Source organism: Bradyrhizobium sp. P5_C11_2 (assembly GCF_054049755.1).
In genome coordinates, this window is record NZ_JBFULT010000009.1 from 1 (window position 1) to 13,273 (window position 13,273).

Sequence of the window (13,273 nt, forward strand, 5' to 3'; positions counted from 1 at the left end):
GCGGAGCGCCGGGTGAGGGCTTTCTCCTCTGGGGGTTCTCGATTGCGGAGACACCCTCTCCCCAGCCCTCCCCCGCAGGCGGGGGAGGGAGCGCACCTTCTTCGTGGCGACGATCAGTCTTTACTGCAACAGCGTCGGGTAATCCCGCTGCACCGCCTCGCGGATCCAGCTGGCGTGGATCGCGCGAAACAGGATCTGCGCGGTCTTGACGTCGTTGGCCTTCATGCAGAGGTCGACGATGCGACGGACGGCGTCGTCGCGCATCAGGCCGTCCGCGATCTTCATCGCGATTTCCATCGCGACTTTCGCCGCGCGTTCGTAACGCTCGCTTTCACGCTTGTCGTTGCGCAAGGAAGCCGCCGCACTGGCGGCCGCAGCCTCACAAATCGCGCGGATGCGCTCGGCGGCCTCGATGTCGCCGAGCGGCGCCGCGATCGCCTCGTCCCAGACGTCCCCCGCCTTCTTCCTTGCGAACCACTCCATCACCTCGCCACCCGTGGTCTTCCCGCCACCGCATTGTCGTGCTTCAGTTCCGCCCAGCATAAAGAACCGCCACGAGATCGGCGAGACGGTTTTTCCGCCAGACCTTGTTCCGCGCTCACGACGTCCGACGCGGCCCGATCGCCTCGAACTGCGCCTTCTGCTCGTCGCTCAACGTGCCATAGAAATCCTCAAGCGCGGCGCGCACCGATTTGACGCCGTCCAGCATCACATCGAGCCGCTTGTGAACCGCGGCCATGCGCGCCGGCGGCGTCATCACGTCGCTGGGCTGGCACGCTGCCTTGAGCGCATCCTTGACCCTGGCGCTGGTATCCTGAAGCACTTGCAGAGCAGCACGCTGGGTCTCGCTGGGACGGAGCCGCGCGTCGATCTCGGCGCCTGGCCAATCGAGCCCGACAGGCGCACCGCAATTCTGGACCAGCGATGCGTTGGCGTCGCTTGGGGCCGCGACCCGGCGCTGATCCTCGGCCAACGCATTGAAACGGGCCTTCTGCTCGTCGGTGAGCGCCCCATAGAATTTGTCGAGCGCCGGTTGCACCAGCTCGACGCCCTTCACCATCGCCTCGACGCGCTGCTGCATCGCCGCCAGACGACCGGGCGCCGTGGCCGCGACTTGCGTTGGACATGACGCGCGGATGATTCCTGCCGCCAGGATCGAGGCATTGCCGAGCTCGTCGAGGCTTGCGCCTTGCGCGTCCGTCGGCTGCACCGCGGCTGCGATCTGGTCGATCGGCACGCCGACGATTTCGCGGCGGTCGCTGCCGCAAAGCTGATCGAGCGCAACGCCTCGCGCTTGCCGTCGTCCCTGCGGACGTTGCGGCAGATAGGCCGAGAGACCATCATAGCCATAGGGCCCGAACATGCCGGCATAGATGTCCGGATAGCCGTAGCCCCAGAAGCCGAGACCATCGCCCCAGATCGTGTAGTCGTAGAGGTCGTTATAGGCGAATGGCCAGAACAGCGGTCCGACCCAGCCATAGCCGCCCCCCGCATGTTGCCACCATCCGCTGCTGGCGCCATGCCAGCCGGCAAGTGCGGCCGCAGCCGCGATCTGGGCCCGCGCCGCCGGATTGCTGATCAGCCGGCCGTTGCGGAACGCGCTGGAGTGGGCGTTGAGGGCATTACGGAAATTCGCCGGACGGACGCCGGCATTGCGGATCTGACCGAAGTTCGGACCACCCCGTCGAGCTCCGGTTGCGAACCGCATCCCGCCATGATGCCCACCGCCATGCGCGTGCCCGAAACCGTGACCGCCGAAATGGCCGCCGCCATGATGGCCACCTCCGTGATGGCCACCGCCACCATGACCGCCGCCGTGTCCGCCTCCGTGCCCACCGCCGTGTCCGCCGCCTCCGCCCTTTCCCAGAGCCGTGCCCGCCAGCATGCAGGCAAGCGCCATCACGGCAATTCCAATGACCGGTCGCAACATCGCATCCYCCCGCAGAGCCGCGCCATTGAGGCATCGGAAGCTGACGGAATTGGAACCGGCCTGGCTGCGGAAAGTTCCGCGACCGCAATGCAGCAGGCTGCGCTACGCCTCCGGCACGATCTTGCCGGGATTGAAGATGTTGAGCGGATCGAGCGCCGTCTTCAGCGCCCGCATCGCATCGAGCGCCTCGGGGCCGAGTTCCGCCTTGAGGTATTTCTGCTTGCCCTGGCCGATGCCGTGCTCGCCGGTGCAGGTGCCGTCCATCGCCTGCGCACGCTCGACCAGGCGATGCATGAACTCCTCGCCGCGCGCCATCTCGTCGGCATCATTGGTGTCGCAGACAAGCGAGCAGTGGAAATTACCGTCGCCGACATGGCCGACGATCGGCGACAGCAGGTTGAGGCGCTTGAGATCCTCCTCGGTCTCGCCGACGCATTCGGCCAGGCGCGAGATCGGCACGCAGACGTCGGTCGCGACCACGCCGATGCTGTCGCCGGGCCGCAGCGCCTTCACCGACCAATAGGCATCGTGCCGCGCCTGCCAGAGCTTGGTGCGATCCTCGGGCTTGGTGGTCCAGGAGAAGTCGCCGCCGCCGCAATCCTTTGCGATCTCGCCGAACGCCTTGGACTGCTCGCCGACCTCGATCTCGCTGCCGTGGAATTCCATCAGCAGCAGCGGCGTCTCGGGCAGCGTCAGCTTCGAATAGGCATTGCAGGCCCTCACCTGCGCGGCATTGAGCAGCTCGATGCGCGCCACGGGAATGCCGGTCTGGATCGCCAGGATCACGGCCTGACACGCCCCGTGCACGGTCTCGAACGACACCGCGCCGGCCGCGATCGTCTCCGGAATGCCGCGCAGGCGGATCGTGAGTTCGGAGATGATGCCGAGCGTGCCTTCAGCGCCGATGAACAGATGCGTCAGGTCGTAGCCGGCCGACGATTTCTTCGCGCGCGTGCCGGTCGTGATGATCTCGCCGTCGCCGCGCACCACTTTCAGCGCCAGCACGCTGTCGCGCATGGTGCCGTAGCGCACCGCGTTGGTGCYGGAGGCGCGGGTCGAGGCCATGCCGCCGAGCGAAGCGTCCGCGCCGGGGTCGATCGGGAAGAACAAGCCCTGGTCGCGCAGATGCTCGTTCAGCGCCTTGCGGGTGACGCCGGGCTGGATCACGCAGTCGAGGTCCTCGGCATGCACCGCGAGCACCTTGTTCATGTCGCGCAGGTCGATCGAGATGCCGCCCGCGGGCGCGTTGACCTGGCCCTCGAGCGAGGTGCCGGTGCCGAAGGCGATGACGGGCACGCGATTCCTGGCGCAGATCCGCACCACGTCCTGGATGTCGGCGGTTTCCTGCGCCATCACCACGCCATCGGGCGGCTGGTTGGGGATCCACGTCGTGGTGTGGCCGTGCTGCTCGCGGACGGCCTGCGAGGTGATGAGGCGGTTGCCGAAGCGTGCGGCAAGCTGCTCCAGTGCGCTCGCGAGGGCTTTCGGCTCCGGCCGCGGCGGATTATTGGTGATGGTCGTACCCACGGACATTCCTCCCGACAGACAAACCGTGGCAAAGGACATCTCACCGGTCAAGTCAAGCGACCGGACGCATAGCTTGGGAAGGAAACATGCCGGAGACTGCATCYGCGCCCAAGGGCGAGCAAAAGGCCGAGCCGTTCCGCGCCTCGATCATGCAGATCGAGCCGCAATGGATCGACTATAACGGCCATCTCAACATGGCCTATTACAACGTGATGTTCGACCGGGCGATCGACGAGTTCTGGCTCGAGCTCGGGATCGGTCCGGTCTACAAGAAAGAGCGCCACGGCTCGACCTTCACCGCCGAATGCCATGTGCGCTATCTGCGCGAAATCCACCTCGGCGATCCCGTGCGGATTTTGGTCTGGCTACTGGAAGCCGACGACAAGCGGCTGCACACGTTCGAGGAGATGAGGCACGCAACGGAAGGATGGTTGTCGGCGACTTCGGAGAACATGTCGCTGCACATGGACATGAATGCGCGGCGGGTTGCGCCGTTTCCGCCCGATATCCAGCCGCGCATCGCTGCGGTCGCCACGGCCCACAGCGCCTTAGCCCGGCCCGAGGGCATCGGCCGAAACGTGGCGATGCCCTCGCAGCGGTAGTGCTCTAACTCCTCATCCTGAGGAGCCCGCGAAGCGGGCGTCTCGAAGGATGCAAGGCCACAGTCGGGCCTCATGGTTCTCTAGGCGATGCGAAGCATCGTCCGGGAGACGCGCGTTCGCGCTCCTCACCATGAGGGACTTGCGGCGCTAGACCCTGGTGCGTCCGCGGACGAGGCCGACCACGGCCGAGACCAGGAACAGCACGATCGCGATGAAGAAGATGATCTTGGCGATTTCGATCGACGCGCCGGCGATGCCGCCAAAGCCCAGAATACCGGCGATCAGTGCGATGACCAGAAACGTCACAACCCAGCTAAGCATGGTCAAAACCTCTGTTTCGATGACTGTCTGCGATCGGCGCGGCTGGCGCGCCTCACTTGCGGAAACAATCACCGACGCGGAACGATGGTTCCTGCCCGCTGAAGCCAGAAATTCGCACGCCCGGCAGGAACAAATCGGTCGTCCGCGTACGTGGAAAACCCCTCCGCGCCGCCCCATATAGGCGGCAATCCCTGTTATGAAGGCTCCCTCCCGCGACGGCGCGGTGCCATCGTGGGCCAATGATTCGCATGACCGAGCCAAGCAAGATCACCTCCCAGAACGTCTCCGACCACCAGCCCGCGGCCGGCGGCATCGCCGCGCGCGCGCGCGCCTCGGTGGGGCCGAAATACCTGTCCGGGCTCAATCCCGAGCAGCGCGAGGCGGTGGAGACGCTGGACGGCCCGGTCCTGGTGCTGGCCGGCGCCGGCACCGGCAAGACGCGCGTGCTGACCACGCGCATCGCCCACATCCTGAGCCAGGGCCGTGCCCGTCCGGGCGAGATCCTGTCGGTGACCTTCACCAACAAGGCCGCCCGCGAGATGAAGCACCGGCTCGGCCAGATGCTCGGCCACGCGGTGGAAGGCATGCCGTGGCTCGGCACCTTCCACTCCATCGGCGGCCGCATCCTGCGCGCCCATGCCGAGTTGGCGCAGCTCAAGTCCAACTTCACCGTGCTCGACGTCGACGACCAGGTCCGGCTGCTCAAGCAGCTGCTCCAGGCCGACAACATCGACGACAAGCGCTGGCCGGCGCGCATGCTGGCCGGCCTGATCGACGGCTGGAAGAACCGCGGCCTGACGCCGTCGCAGGTCCCTGCCGGCGAAGCCGCCGTCTTCGCCAACGGCAAGGGCGGCAAGCTTTATGCGAGCTACCAGGAACGGCTGAAGATCCTGAACGCCGCCGATTTCGGCGATCTGCTGCTCGAAGACATCCGCATCTTCCGCGAGCACCCCGATATCCTGCGGCAGTACCAGCAGCGCTTCAAATACATCCTGGTCGACGAGTACCAAGACACCAACGTCGCGCAATACCTGTGGCTGCGGCTGCTGTCGCAGGCGCCGGCGGCCACCAAGGCAGTCATTCCGGGGCGGCTCGAAGAGCCGAACCCGGAATCCGGAGATGAGTCCGACGATCGAGATTCTCAGGTGCGCAATCGCGCACCGGAGTTCGATGCTGCGCATCGCCCCGGAATGACGGAGCATCCGGCGGTTGCCACGCCCCACGTCAAAAACATCTGCTGCGTCGGCGACGACGACCAGTCGATCTACGGCTGGCGCGGCGCCGAGGTCGACAACATCCTGCGCTTCGACCACGACTTTCCCGGCGCCAAGGTCATTCGCCTCGAGCGCAACTACCGCTCGACCGGCCACATCCTCGCCGCCGCCTCGCATCTGATCGCACACAATGAAGGCCGGCTCGGCAAGACGCTGCGCACCGAGGACGTCGAGGGCGAGAAGGTCACCGTGACCGGCGCGTGGGATTCGGAAGAGGAAGCCCGCGGCATCGGCGAGGAGATCGAGCAGCTCCAGCGGCTCGGCGAKAAGCTCAACGAGATCGCAATCCTGGTGCGCGCGTCGTTCCAGATGCGCGAATTCGAAGACCGGTTCGTCACCCTCGGCCTGCCCTATCGTGTCATCGGCGGCCCGCGCTTCTACGAGCGCGCCGAAATCCGCGACGCGCTGGCCTATCTGCGCGTCATCAACTCGCCGGCCGACGATCTCGCCTTCGAGCGCATCGTCAACACGCCCAAGCGCGGGCTTGGCGATGCCACCGTGCAGATGCTGCACGATCATGCCCGCAAGCGTCGCATTCCGCTGTTCGAGGCGGCGCGCGCGGTGGTCGAGACCGACGAATTGAAGCCGAAGGCGCGCGGAAGCTTGCGCGATCTCGTCGCCCAGTTCGACCGCTGGCGCGCCCAGCGCGAGGTCACCGCGCACACCGATCTCGCCCAGATCGTGCTCGACGAGAGCGGCTATACCGAGATGTGGCAGAAGGACCGCTCGGCCGACGCCGCGGGCCGGCTGGAGAACCTGAAAGAGCTGGTGCGCTCGATGGAGGAGTTCGAGAACCTGCAAGGGTTCCTCGAGCACATCTCGCTGGTGATGGACCGCGAGGGCGGCGCCGAGGACGACGCGGTGTCGCTGATGACGCTGCATTCGGCCAAGGGGCTCGAATTCGACAACGTGTTCCTGCCGGGTTGGGAGGAAGGCCTGTTCCCGAGCCAGCGCACGCTGGACGAGCAGGGCCGCGCGGGCCTCGAGGAAGAGCGCCGGCTCGGCCATGTCGGCCTGACCCGCGCCCGCCGCCGTGCAAAACTCTATTTTGCCACCAACCGGCGCATCCATGGCACCTGGTCGACCACGATCCCGTCGCGTTTCCTCGACGAATTGCCCGCCGCCAATGTCGAGATCACGGAATCCAAGGGCGGTTCGGGCTGGGGCGGCGCCGGTGGCTACGGCGCCTCGCGCTTCGACGACATGGAAGCCTTCGGCTCGAGCTATACGACCCCGGGCTGGCAGCGCGCCCAGGCCAATCGTTCACAGGCCAACCGCAACCGGGGCGGCGGACGCAATAGCGGCGGCGGCTTCGAGGAAGAGGCCTCGTCGTTTTCGACCGCTTCGTCCTCGCCCGATTTCGGCAGCTTCTCGTCGCGCCGCCGCGGGCCGATGACGATCGAGGGCGAGCTGGTGGCGAAATCGACCGGCACGACCTCGGAATTCACGCTGTCCGACCGCGTCTTCCACCAGAAATTCGGCTACGGCCGCGTCACCAAGATCGACGGCAACAAGCTCACCATCGCCTTCGACAAGGCCGGCGAGAAGAAGGTCGTGGACAGCTTTGTGCAGCGGGCGTGAGCCGGTCGCCTCTCGCCCAGTTAACGCCGCGTGTCATGATCTAGCTTTTTGGTCAGATGATTCTTTTGGGGACGTCATGCTGACCGCAAGCCGCGATATCATTCGTCGCCTGGAGCGAGAGGGATGGAAGCTGGTGCGCGTGACCGGCTCACACCACGTGTTCAAAAGTCCCATCTCGGGCGAAACGCTTGTCATTCCGCCCCCCAAGAAGGACTTGGGAAAGGGCCTTGGTCCGTGCCATCTATAAAGGAGCGGGTTGGAAGCCCGATTGAGGTCGACATGGCTCATTACATTGCCATTATCGAGGACGCTGGCCCGGACCATGCCGTTGGCGTGTGGTTTCCCGACCTGCCCGGCTGCATTTCCGGCGGCGACGATATCGACGAGGCCTTACATAACGCGCCCGAGGCTCTCGAGCTCTACGCGCAAGATCTGAATGGGGATGGCCGCCAGCTTCCCCCACCCAGGACGCTGACCGAGCTCAAGGCCGATCCAGACGTTGCCGACGACCTCAGGAACTACATGGTCGCCCTGATCGAACTACCGGCCCGCGCGCACGCCGCCGAGTGAGGACCGTTCGCCGCACCGATCGGGCTGTCGACAGTTCTCGCCCGAACAGCCCTTGACCACCGCGAACTTCCCCGTATCAGATGCGCTCATGGTCCGGGGCTCCATCACACTGATCTTGCTGGCATTGGGTATGCCGTCGCTTGCGGCGGCGGAGACCATGAGCTTTGGCGATTCGATCGGGCTGCTGGCGAAAAGTTGCGGTGCGGAAATCGTCGCCAATTGCCGCGGCGTCAATCCGGACTCGACCCGCCTGAAGGAGTGCCTGTCCCGCAACCGCGACGTGCTGTCGCCGCAGTGCCAGAGCGACTATCTCGGCGCCTTCGACGCCATCCAGAAGCGCGTCGCCGCGCGCGTCACGGTGGCGAACGCCTGCCAGCGCGAGATCGTCAAGGTCTGCGGCGGCTCGACCAAGGAGACCAGCAAGTCGGTCCCCTGCCTGGTCTCGACGCCCAAGGGCATCAGCAACAACTGCCTGAAGGCCGTTGACGACGCGGGATATCGATGATGCGCGCAACCGGGCTGACCACCGCCGGATTTGGCATCGCTCTTGGTATTGGTCTTGGTATTGGTCTTGGCCTTACCCTGCTCGCGGGCGCGGCAAGCGCGCAGACGGCGCCGCCGACCCGCGACGACATCGTCGGCAAGCTCAACCATTTCGAACAGGCCGCCGAGGTCGACTTGCCAGCGCTGAAGCAGCAGGTGATGGAGCGTGCCAAGGCCAGGATCAAGAACGATCCGGGACCGGTGAACCGGCCGCTGATCGCGCCCGACCTCGCCAATTTGCCGACCTTCACCGCGCAGATCCAGTTCGACGCCGACACGCCGATCATCCAGCCCACGTCCTACCAGGCCGTCGGCCGCATCGCGGACGCGCTGGTTCATGCCTCGCTGCTGCCCTACACGTTCCTGATCGTCGGCCATGTCGAATCCAATTCGAAGACGCGGGAAGCCAATGCGATCCTGAGCCAGCGCCGGGCCGACGCGATCCGTGACGTCCTGGTGAACACGTTCAAGATCTCGACCAAGCGGCTGCACCCGATCGGCCTCGGTGAGGAGCAGTTCCTCGACCGCGCCAAGCCGACCTCGCCCGTCAACGGCCAGTTGCAGATCCTGACCTATGCCAAGGTGCCGGAAGAGGCGCCCGCGCATCCGGCTGCGGCACCTGCGCCTGCGGCGAAAAAACCCGCCAAGAAGCACTGAGCGCGCGCGCCTCGGCGCCGGGCGGAACCCCTTGAAGTCCTGACGTTTTGTGACCTGTCTCACAGCGCAACAGCAGTGTTTCGCGCGACAAAAGCGCCGGTTTGTGCACCGCCCGGTCAGATGCTATAGGCTTTTTTCGTCCCTTCCCGACCCCATGCTGCGCGAGACCAAGATGGCTGGCTCTTTTCAACGCCAACTGGCCGATTACGTCGAATATCATCGCGATCCCTGGAACTGCGCCATGCACGTGGTCGGAATCCTCCTGCTCTTCATCGGCGCCGTGCTGCCGCTGACGCTCGTGCATTTCAATGTGTTCGGGATCGAGGTGAGCCTGGCGGTGATTCTGGCCCTGCCGGTGCTGGCCTACTGGCTGATGCTGGATGCCGGAATTGGGCTGGGCATCCTCGCGGCGATGATTGTGCTGCTTTCGGTCGCAACCGCGATCGGCAATCAGGTCTCGATTGCCATGATGTGGTCGATTTTTGCCGTGCTGATCGCCCTGGGCGTCGCGGCGCAGATCGTCGGCCATCGGGTGTTCGAGGAACGGCAGCCCTCGATGGTCGACCACCCCACCCATTTCCTGCTAGGACCGATGTTTGTCATGGCAAAATTATTCATTGCATTGGGCTTCCGTCGCGACCTTGCCGCGATTTTGGCGCCTCTTCCGACCAATTCCCTTTCAACCCGATAGCTTCAAGAGCGGAACAGCAAACTTTCTTCATGGCTCTCGTACTGGTTACCGGTGGCAGTGGCTTCATCGGACATCATCTCGTCGAAGCGCTCCGCGCCCGTGGGCAGCGGGTACGCATTCTCGATGTCCGTCCGCCGGCCGCGGCCAACGCGGACGTTGAATATGCCCATGGCTCGGTGCTGGATGGCGCCGCGGTCGATGCCGCGTTTGCCGGCGTCGATCAGGCCTACCATCTCGCCGGCCTGCCCGGGATGTGGGTCGCCAACAAGCAGGACTTTCACGACGTCAATTGCCGCGGCACCGAAATCGTGCTCGCGGCCGCGATGAAGCGCGGCGTGTCGCGCTTCCTGCACTGCTCGACGGAATCGATCCTGTTCCCCTATTCGGATCTCAACGGCGCCGCCGCCGAAGAGGCGCTCCAGCCGGCCGATGCGATGCCCGGCGCCTATACGCGATCGAAGTCGCTCGCCGAGCATCATGCGGCGAAGGCCGCTTCCGCCGGCTTCCCGCTCGTCATCGGCACRCCGACCATGCCGATCGGTGCTGCCGACCACAATCTGACACCGCCGACGGCGATGCTGTGGTACTTCCTCCAGAAGAAGGTGCAGCCGCACCTCAACTTCCTGGTCAATCTCGTCGACGTCCGCGACGTCGCCATGGGCCTCGTGCTGACGATGGAGCGCGGCCGCATCGGCCAGCGCTACATCCTCGGCGGCGATTGCGTCCGGCTCGGCCAGATCCTGCGGATGATGTCCGCGATGAGCGGCCGCCGCCAGTTCCCGGTCGTCGTGCCCGGCAAGATCGCCGAGCTCTCCGGCATCATGCTCGAATATGTCGCCGATCGCATCACGCGCCGGCCGCCCAACGGCACCGCCGAGGGCGTGCGCATCGCGCTTGCCGCGAGCGACCTTTCGATTGGCAAAGCCCGCAACGAGCTCGGCTATTCGCCGCGCCCGATCGAGCCGGTCTTGCGCGAAACCATCACCCATCTGCTCGCCCGCGGCGGCGAGCCCGTCTCCGGCGMCATCGAGCATCGCGCGCTCTCCTCGCGCGCCAGCTGAGCTGCCGCCCAACCCAAAGAACCTTTCCGCATGTCCTTCGATTTCAGCAAGCTTCTCTCTGTCGCCTGGGGTGGCTGGACCACGACCTGGCCGACGCAACTGCTCGCCCTGATCTGGCTGGCCTGGCTTGCAAGCTGGGTCGGCGCCTCGTTCTGGCAGGGCCGCACCCAGAAGCAGGTGATGACGCTGGAGTCGGGGCGCTATCGCCTGCCGATCCTGATCGGCGGCATCCTGTTCACGCCGTGGACGGCGGAAGTGCTGGGCGAGAAGCCGCTCTGGGTGTTCGGCAATGCCGGCGTCTATATCGTCGCCCTGATCGTGCTTGCCGGCATCTCGTTCACCTGGTGGGGACGGCTGCATCTCGGGAAGTTCTGGTCCAACACCATCACCCACAAGGAAGACCACCGCGTCATCGACACCGGCCCGTACGGCATCGTGCGCCATCCGATCTATACCGGCCTGATCGCCGGCATGCTCGCGACCGGCATCGCGGTCGGCACCGTGACCGCGATCCTCGGCGCGATCCTGATCTCGCTCGGCATGTGGCAGAAGGGGCGGATGGAAGAGGTGTTCCTGTCCAAGGAGCTCGGCGAAGACGCCTACGGCGCCTATTGCCGCCGCGTCCCCATGATCATCCCGTTTCTGCCGCCGCGGTGACGTAACAAGCGGCCACATCCTCCGATGTCGTCCTGGCGAATGCCAGGACCCATTACCCCAGGGAGGAGTTTGGCGACGACTCGTCGTTCGGTACTCCTACTACCCCAATCGATAGACCTCGCGGTATGGGTCCTGGCTTTCGCCAGGACGACGTTGAGGAGGCAGCGTGCGCGACTGCATCAGCGCCTGCATCCTTGCCATGCAAATTCGGCGTGCCGCCATCCGCGCCATAAACGGCCCGATCCGAGCCCGCACAGGTTGACCTTTTTACCGCCACCCAGTTGGATGCGCGCGCAATGAGGCACGACGACATCCATCGTTGACCTGGAGAGGTCGACGATCAGGCCTGGGCCCGCGCGGGGCCTGGAGCAATCCGGCGTTGGACTGTGCCGCAGGTTCGACAGGGGCTTCTCATGACCTTTTCCAGCATTTTTGCGCAGTTCGTTGCGCTCCTCGGCGGCATCGCTCTGCAATGGCGGAAGCTGACGGGCACCCAGCCCGCGCCCGCCTGGGGCCAGGCGCCCGCCATTCCCGAAGCCAAGCCGCAAGGCGCCATCCCGACCCTGAAGATGCCGACCGCGCGCGGCTGGAGCGAAGGGCAGAAGCCGACGGCCGCGCCCGGGCTCAAGGTCAACGCGTTCGCAATCGGGCTCGACCATCCGCGCTGGATCGACGTGCTGCCCAACGGCGACGTGCTGATCGCGGAATCGACGCAGGTCGCAGGTGCCCCGCGCAGCGTGTTTCACTACGCGATGCAGGCCACGATGCGGCGCGCCGCGGCGCTCGGCGTCTCCGCCAACCGCATCACGCTGCTCCGCGACAAGGACGGCGACGGCGTTGCCGAGCATCGCGGCGCCTTCATGGAGAATCTCAACCAGCCGTTCGGCATGGCGCTGGTCGGCGACACCTTCTATGTCGGCAACACCGACGGCGTGATGGCCTTTCCTTACGTCGCCAATGCCGACCACATCACCGCGCCGGGCAAGCGGCTCACCACCTTCAAGCCGAGCGGCCATTGGACGCGCAGCCTGCTGGCAAGCCCCGACGGCAAGAAGCTCTATGCCGGCGTCGGCTCGCTCAGCAACATCGCCGAGATGGGCATGGAGGTCGAGGAAGGCCGCGCCGCGGTCTACGAGCTCGACCTCGTCGCAGGCACGCACCGCATCTTCGGCGCCGGCCTGCGCAATCCGGTCGGCCTCGCCTGGGAGCCAACTACGGGCGTGCTGTGGACCGTCGTCAACGAGCGCGACGGGCTCGGTGACGAGACCCCGCCGGACTATCTGACCTCGGTGCGCGACGGCGGCTTCTACGGCTGGCCCTATTGCTACTGGGGCAAGACGGTGGACGATCGCGTGCCGCAGGATCCGGCGATGGTCGCCAAGGCGCTTCAACCCGACTATGCGCTCGGCGGCCACACCGCTTCGCTCGGCCTGTGCTGGGTGCCCGCGGGCACGCTGCCCGGTTTCCCCGACGGCATGGCGATTGGCCAGCACGGCTCGTGGAATCGCAGCACGCTCTCCGGCTACAAGCTGGTGTTCATCCCGTTCGAGAACGGCAAGCCTTCGGGCCCGGCGCGCGACATCCTGTCGGGCTTCCTGGCGCCGGACGAGAAGGAATCCTACGGCCGCCCGGTCGGCGTCGTGATCGGCCCCGACAAGAAGTCGCTGCTGATGGCCGACGACGTCGGCAACGTGATCTGGCGCGTGACGGGGGCGTAAGACGAAATATGTCGAGATAGGCGCCACGGGCTCCCTGCACCTCTCCCGCTTGCGGGAGAGGTCGGCGCGGAGCGCCGGGTGAGGGCTCTCACCTCTTGGGGGTTCTTCATTGTGGAGATACCCCCACCCCAGCCCWCCCCC

General features: G+C 65.7%; 14 protein-coding genes. 10 read left to right on the top strand and 4 right to left on the bottom strand.

Features of this window, described 5'->3' with window-relative positions:
• Positions 1–120 precede the first annotated feature (120 nt).
• From ACXJL8_RS01940 to ACXJL8_RS01950, 3 genes are all read right to left on the bottom strand, one after another.
• Positions 121–483, bottom strand: coding sequence for a hypothetical protein (locus ACXJL8_RS01940; RefSeq protein WP_456623578.1), 363 nt, complete (start codon positions 481–483; stop codon positions 121–123).
• A 115-nt stretch (positions 484–598) separates the two neighbouring features.
• Positions 599–1,930, bottom strand: a complete 1,332-nt coding sequence (locus ACXJL8_RS01945) for a Spy/CpxP family protein refolding chaperone (protein ID WP_456623556.1) — start codon at positions 1,928–1,930, stop codon at positions 599–601.
• 102 nt (positions 1,931–2,032) lie between these two features.
• Positions 2,033–3,457: an FAD-binding oxidoreductase gene (locus tag ACXJL8_RS01950; protein WP_456684525.1), complete on the bottom strand. Its 1,425-nt coding sequence runs from the start codon at positions 3,455–3,457 to the stop codon at positions 2,033–2,035.
• An 86-nt stretch (positions 3,458–3,543) separates the two neighbouring features.
• Between ACXJL8_RS01950 and ACXJL8_RS01955 the strand changes: the two genes are divergently transcribed.
• Entirely contained in the window at positions 3,544–4,059 is a 516-nt protein-coding gene (locus ACXJL8_RS01955; protein WP_456623558.1) for a thioesterase family protein, read from the top strand.
• 147 nt (positions 4,060–4,206) lie between these two features.
• Here ACXJL8_RS01955 and ACXJL8_RS01960 read toward each other — a convergent pair whose 3' ends face one another.
• Positions 4,207–4,380 carry a DUF1328 domain-containing protein gene (locus ACXJL8_RS01960; RefSeq protein ID WP_456623559.1) on the bottom strand — a complete coding sequence of 58 codons (174 nt, stop codon included), beginning with the start codon at positions 4,378–4,380 and terminating at the stop codon, positions 4,207–4,209.
• A gap of 239 nt (positions 4,381–4,619) precedes the next feature.
• Between ACXJL8_RS01960 and ACXJL8_RS01965 the strand changes: the two genes are divergently transcribed.
• The 9 genes from ACXJL8_RS01965 to ACXJL8_RS02005 all read left to right on the top strand — a co-directional run bounded on the left by ACXJL8_RS01965 (position 4,620) and on the right by ACXJL8_RS02005 (position 13,132).
• Positions 4,620–7,235 carry an ATP-dependent helicase gene (locus tag ACXJL8_RS01965; RefSeq protein WP_456684526.1) on the top strand — a complete coding sequence of 872 codons (2,616 nt, stop codon included), beginning with the start codon at positions 4,620–4,622 and terminating at the stop codon, positions 7,233–7,235.
• 76 nt (positions 7,236–7,311) lie between these two features.
• Complete coding sequence (locus ACXJL8_RS01970) at positions 7,312–7,482, top strand: type II toxin-antitoxin system HicA family toxin (protein WP_456623561.1); 171 nt, start codon at positions 7,312–7,314, stop codon at positions 7,480–7,482.
• Between the two features lie 32 nt (positions 7,483–7,514).
• A complete protein-coding gene (locus ACXJL8_RS01975) occupies positions 7,515–7,805 on the top strand; it encodes a type II toxin-antitoxin system HicB family antitoxin (protein WP_456623562.1) in 291 nt (96 codons plus the stop codon).
• An 88-nt stretch (positions 7,806–7,893) separates the two neighbouring features.
• Positions 7,894–8,310: a hypothetical protein gene (locus ACXJL8_RS01980; protein ID WP_456623563.1), complete on the top strand. Its 417-nt coding sequence runs from the start codon at positions 7,894–7,896 to the stop codon at positions 8,308–8,310.
• On the top strand, positions 8,310–9,005 hold the full coding sequence (locus ACXJL8_RS01985) for an OmpA family protein (protein WP_456623579.1): 696 nt from the start codon (positions 8,310–8,312) through the stop codon (positions 9,003–9,005). The genes ACXJL8_RS01980 and ACXJL8_RS01985 overlap by 1 nt, the downstream gene beginning before the upstream one ends.
• Before the next feature lie 154 nt (positions 9,006–9,159).
• Entirely contained in the window at positions 9,160–9,696 is a 537-nt protein-coding gene (locus tag ACXJL8_RS01990) for an Mpo1 family 2-hydroxy fatty acid dioxygenase (protein WP_456623564.1), read from the top strand.
• Between the two features lie 29 nt (positions 9,697–9,725).
• Positions 9,726–10,757, top strand: coding sequence for an NAD-dependent epimerase/dehydratase family protein (locus ACXJL8_RS01995; protein ID WP_456684527.1), 1,032 nt, complete (start codon positions 9,726–9,728; stop codon positions 10,755–10,757).
• A gap of 30 nt (positions 10,758–10,787) precedes the next feature.
• Complete coding sequence (locus tag ACXJL8_RS02000) at positions 10,788–11,414, top strand: methyltransferase family protein (RefSeq protein WP_456623566.1); 627 nt, start codon at positions 10,788–10,790, stop codon at positions 11,412–11,414.
• 413 nt (positions 11,415–11,827) lie between these two features.
• Complete coding sequence (locus ACXJL8_RS02005) at positions 11,828–13,132, top strand: PQQ-dependent sugar dehydrogenase (RefSeq protein WP_456623567.1); 1,305 nt, start codon at positions 11,828–11,830, stop codon at positions 13,130–13,132.
• Positions 13,133–13,273 lie beyond the last annotated feature (141 nt).

What these genes read in the sequence shown, in the direction of transcription:
- ACXJL8_RS01945 (WP_456623556.1), bottom strand. Translation starts at nt 1,930, where the DNA reads ATGTTGCGACCGGTCATTGGAATTGCCGTGATGGCGCTTGCCTGCATG.
- ACXJL8_RS01970 (WP_456623561.1), top strand. Translation starts at nt 7,312, where the DNA reads ATGCTGACCGCAAGCCGCGATATCATTCGTCGCCTGGAGCGAGAGGGA.
- ACXJL8_RS01980 (WP_456623563.1), top strand. Translation starts at nt 7,894, where the DNA reads ATGGTCCGGGGCTCCATCACACTGATCTTGCTGGCATTGGGTATGCCG.
- ACXJL8_RS02000 (WP_456623566.1), top strand. Translation starts at nt 10,788, where the DNA reads ATGTCCTTCGATTTCAGCAAGCTTCTCTCTGTCGCCTGGGGTGGCTGG.
- ACXJL8_RS01960 (WP_456623559.1), bottom strand. Translation starts at nt 4,380, where the DNA reads ATGCTTAGCTGGGTTGTGACGTTTCTGGTCATCGCACTGATCGCCGGT.
- ACXJL8_RS01975 (WP_456623562.1), top strand. Translation starts at nt 7,515, where the DNA reads ATGGCTCATTACATTGCCATTATCGAGGACGCTGGCCCGGACCATGCC.
- ACXJL8_RS01940 (WP_456623578.1), bottom strand. Translation starts at nt 483, where the DNA reads ATGGAGTGGTTCGCAAGGAAGAAGGCGGGGGACGTCTGGGACGAGGCG.
- ACXJL8_RS02005 (WP_456623567.1), top strand. Translation starts at nt 11,828, where the DNA reads ATGACCTTTTCCAGCATTTTTGCGCAGTTCGTTGCGCTCCTCGGCGGC.
- ACXJL8_RS01985 (WP_456623579.1), top strand. Translation starts at nt 8,310, where the DNA reads ATGCGCGCAACCGGGCTGACCACCGCCGGATTTGGCATCGCTCTTGGT.
- ACXJL8_RS01990 (WP_456623564.1), top strand. Translation starts at nt 9,160, where the DNA reads ATGCTGCGCGAGACCAAGATGGCTGGCTCTTTTCAACGCCAACTGGCC.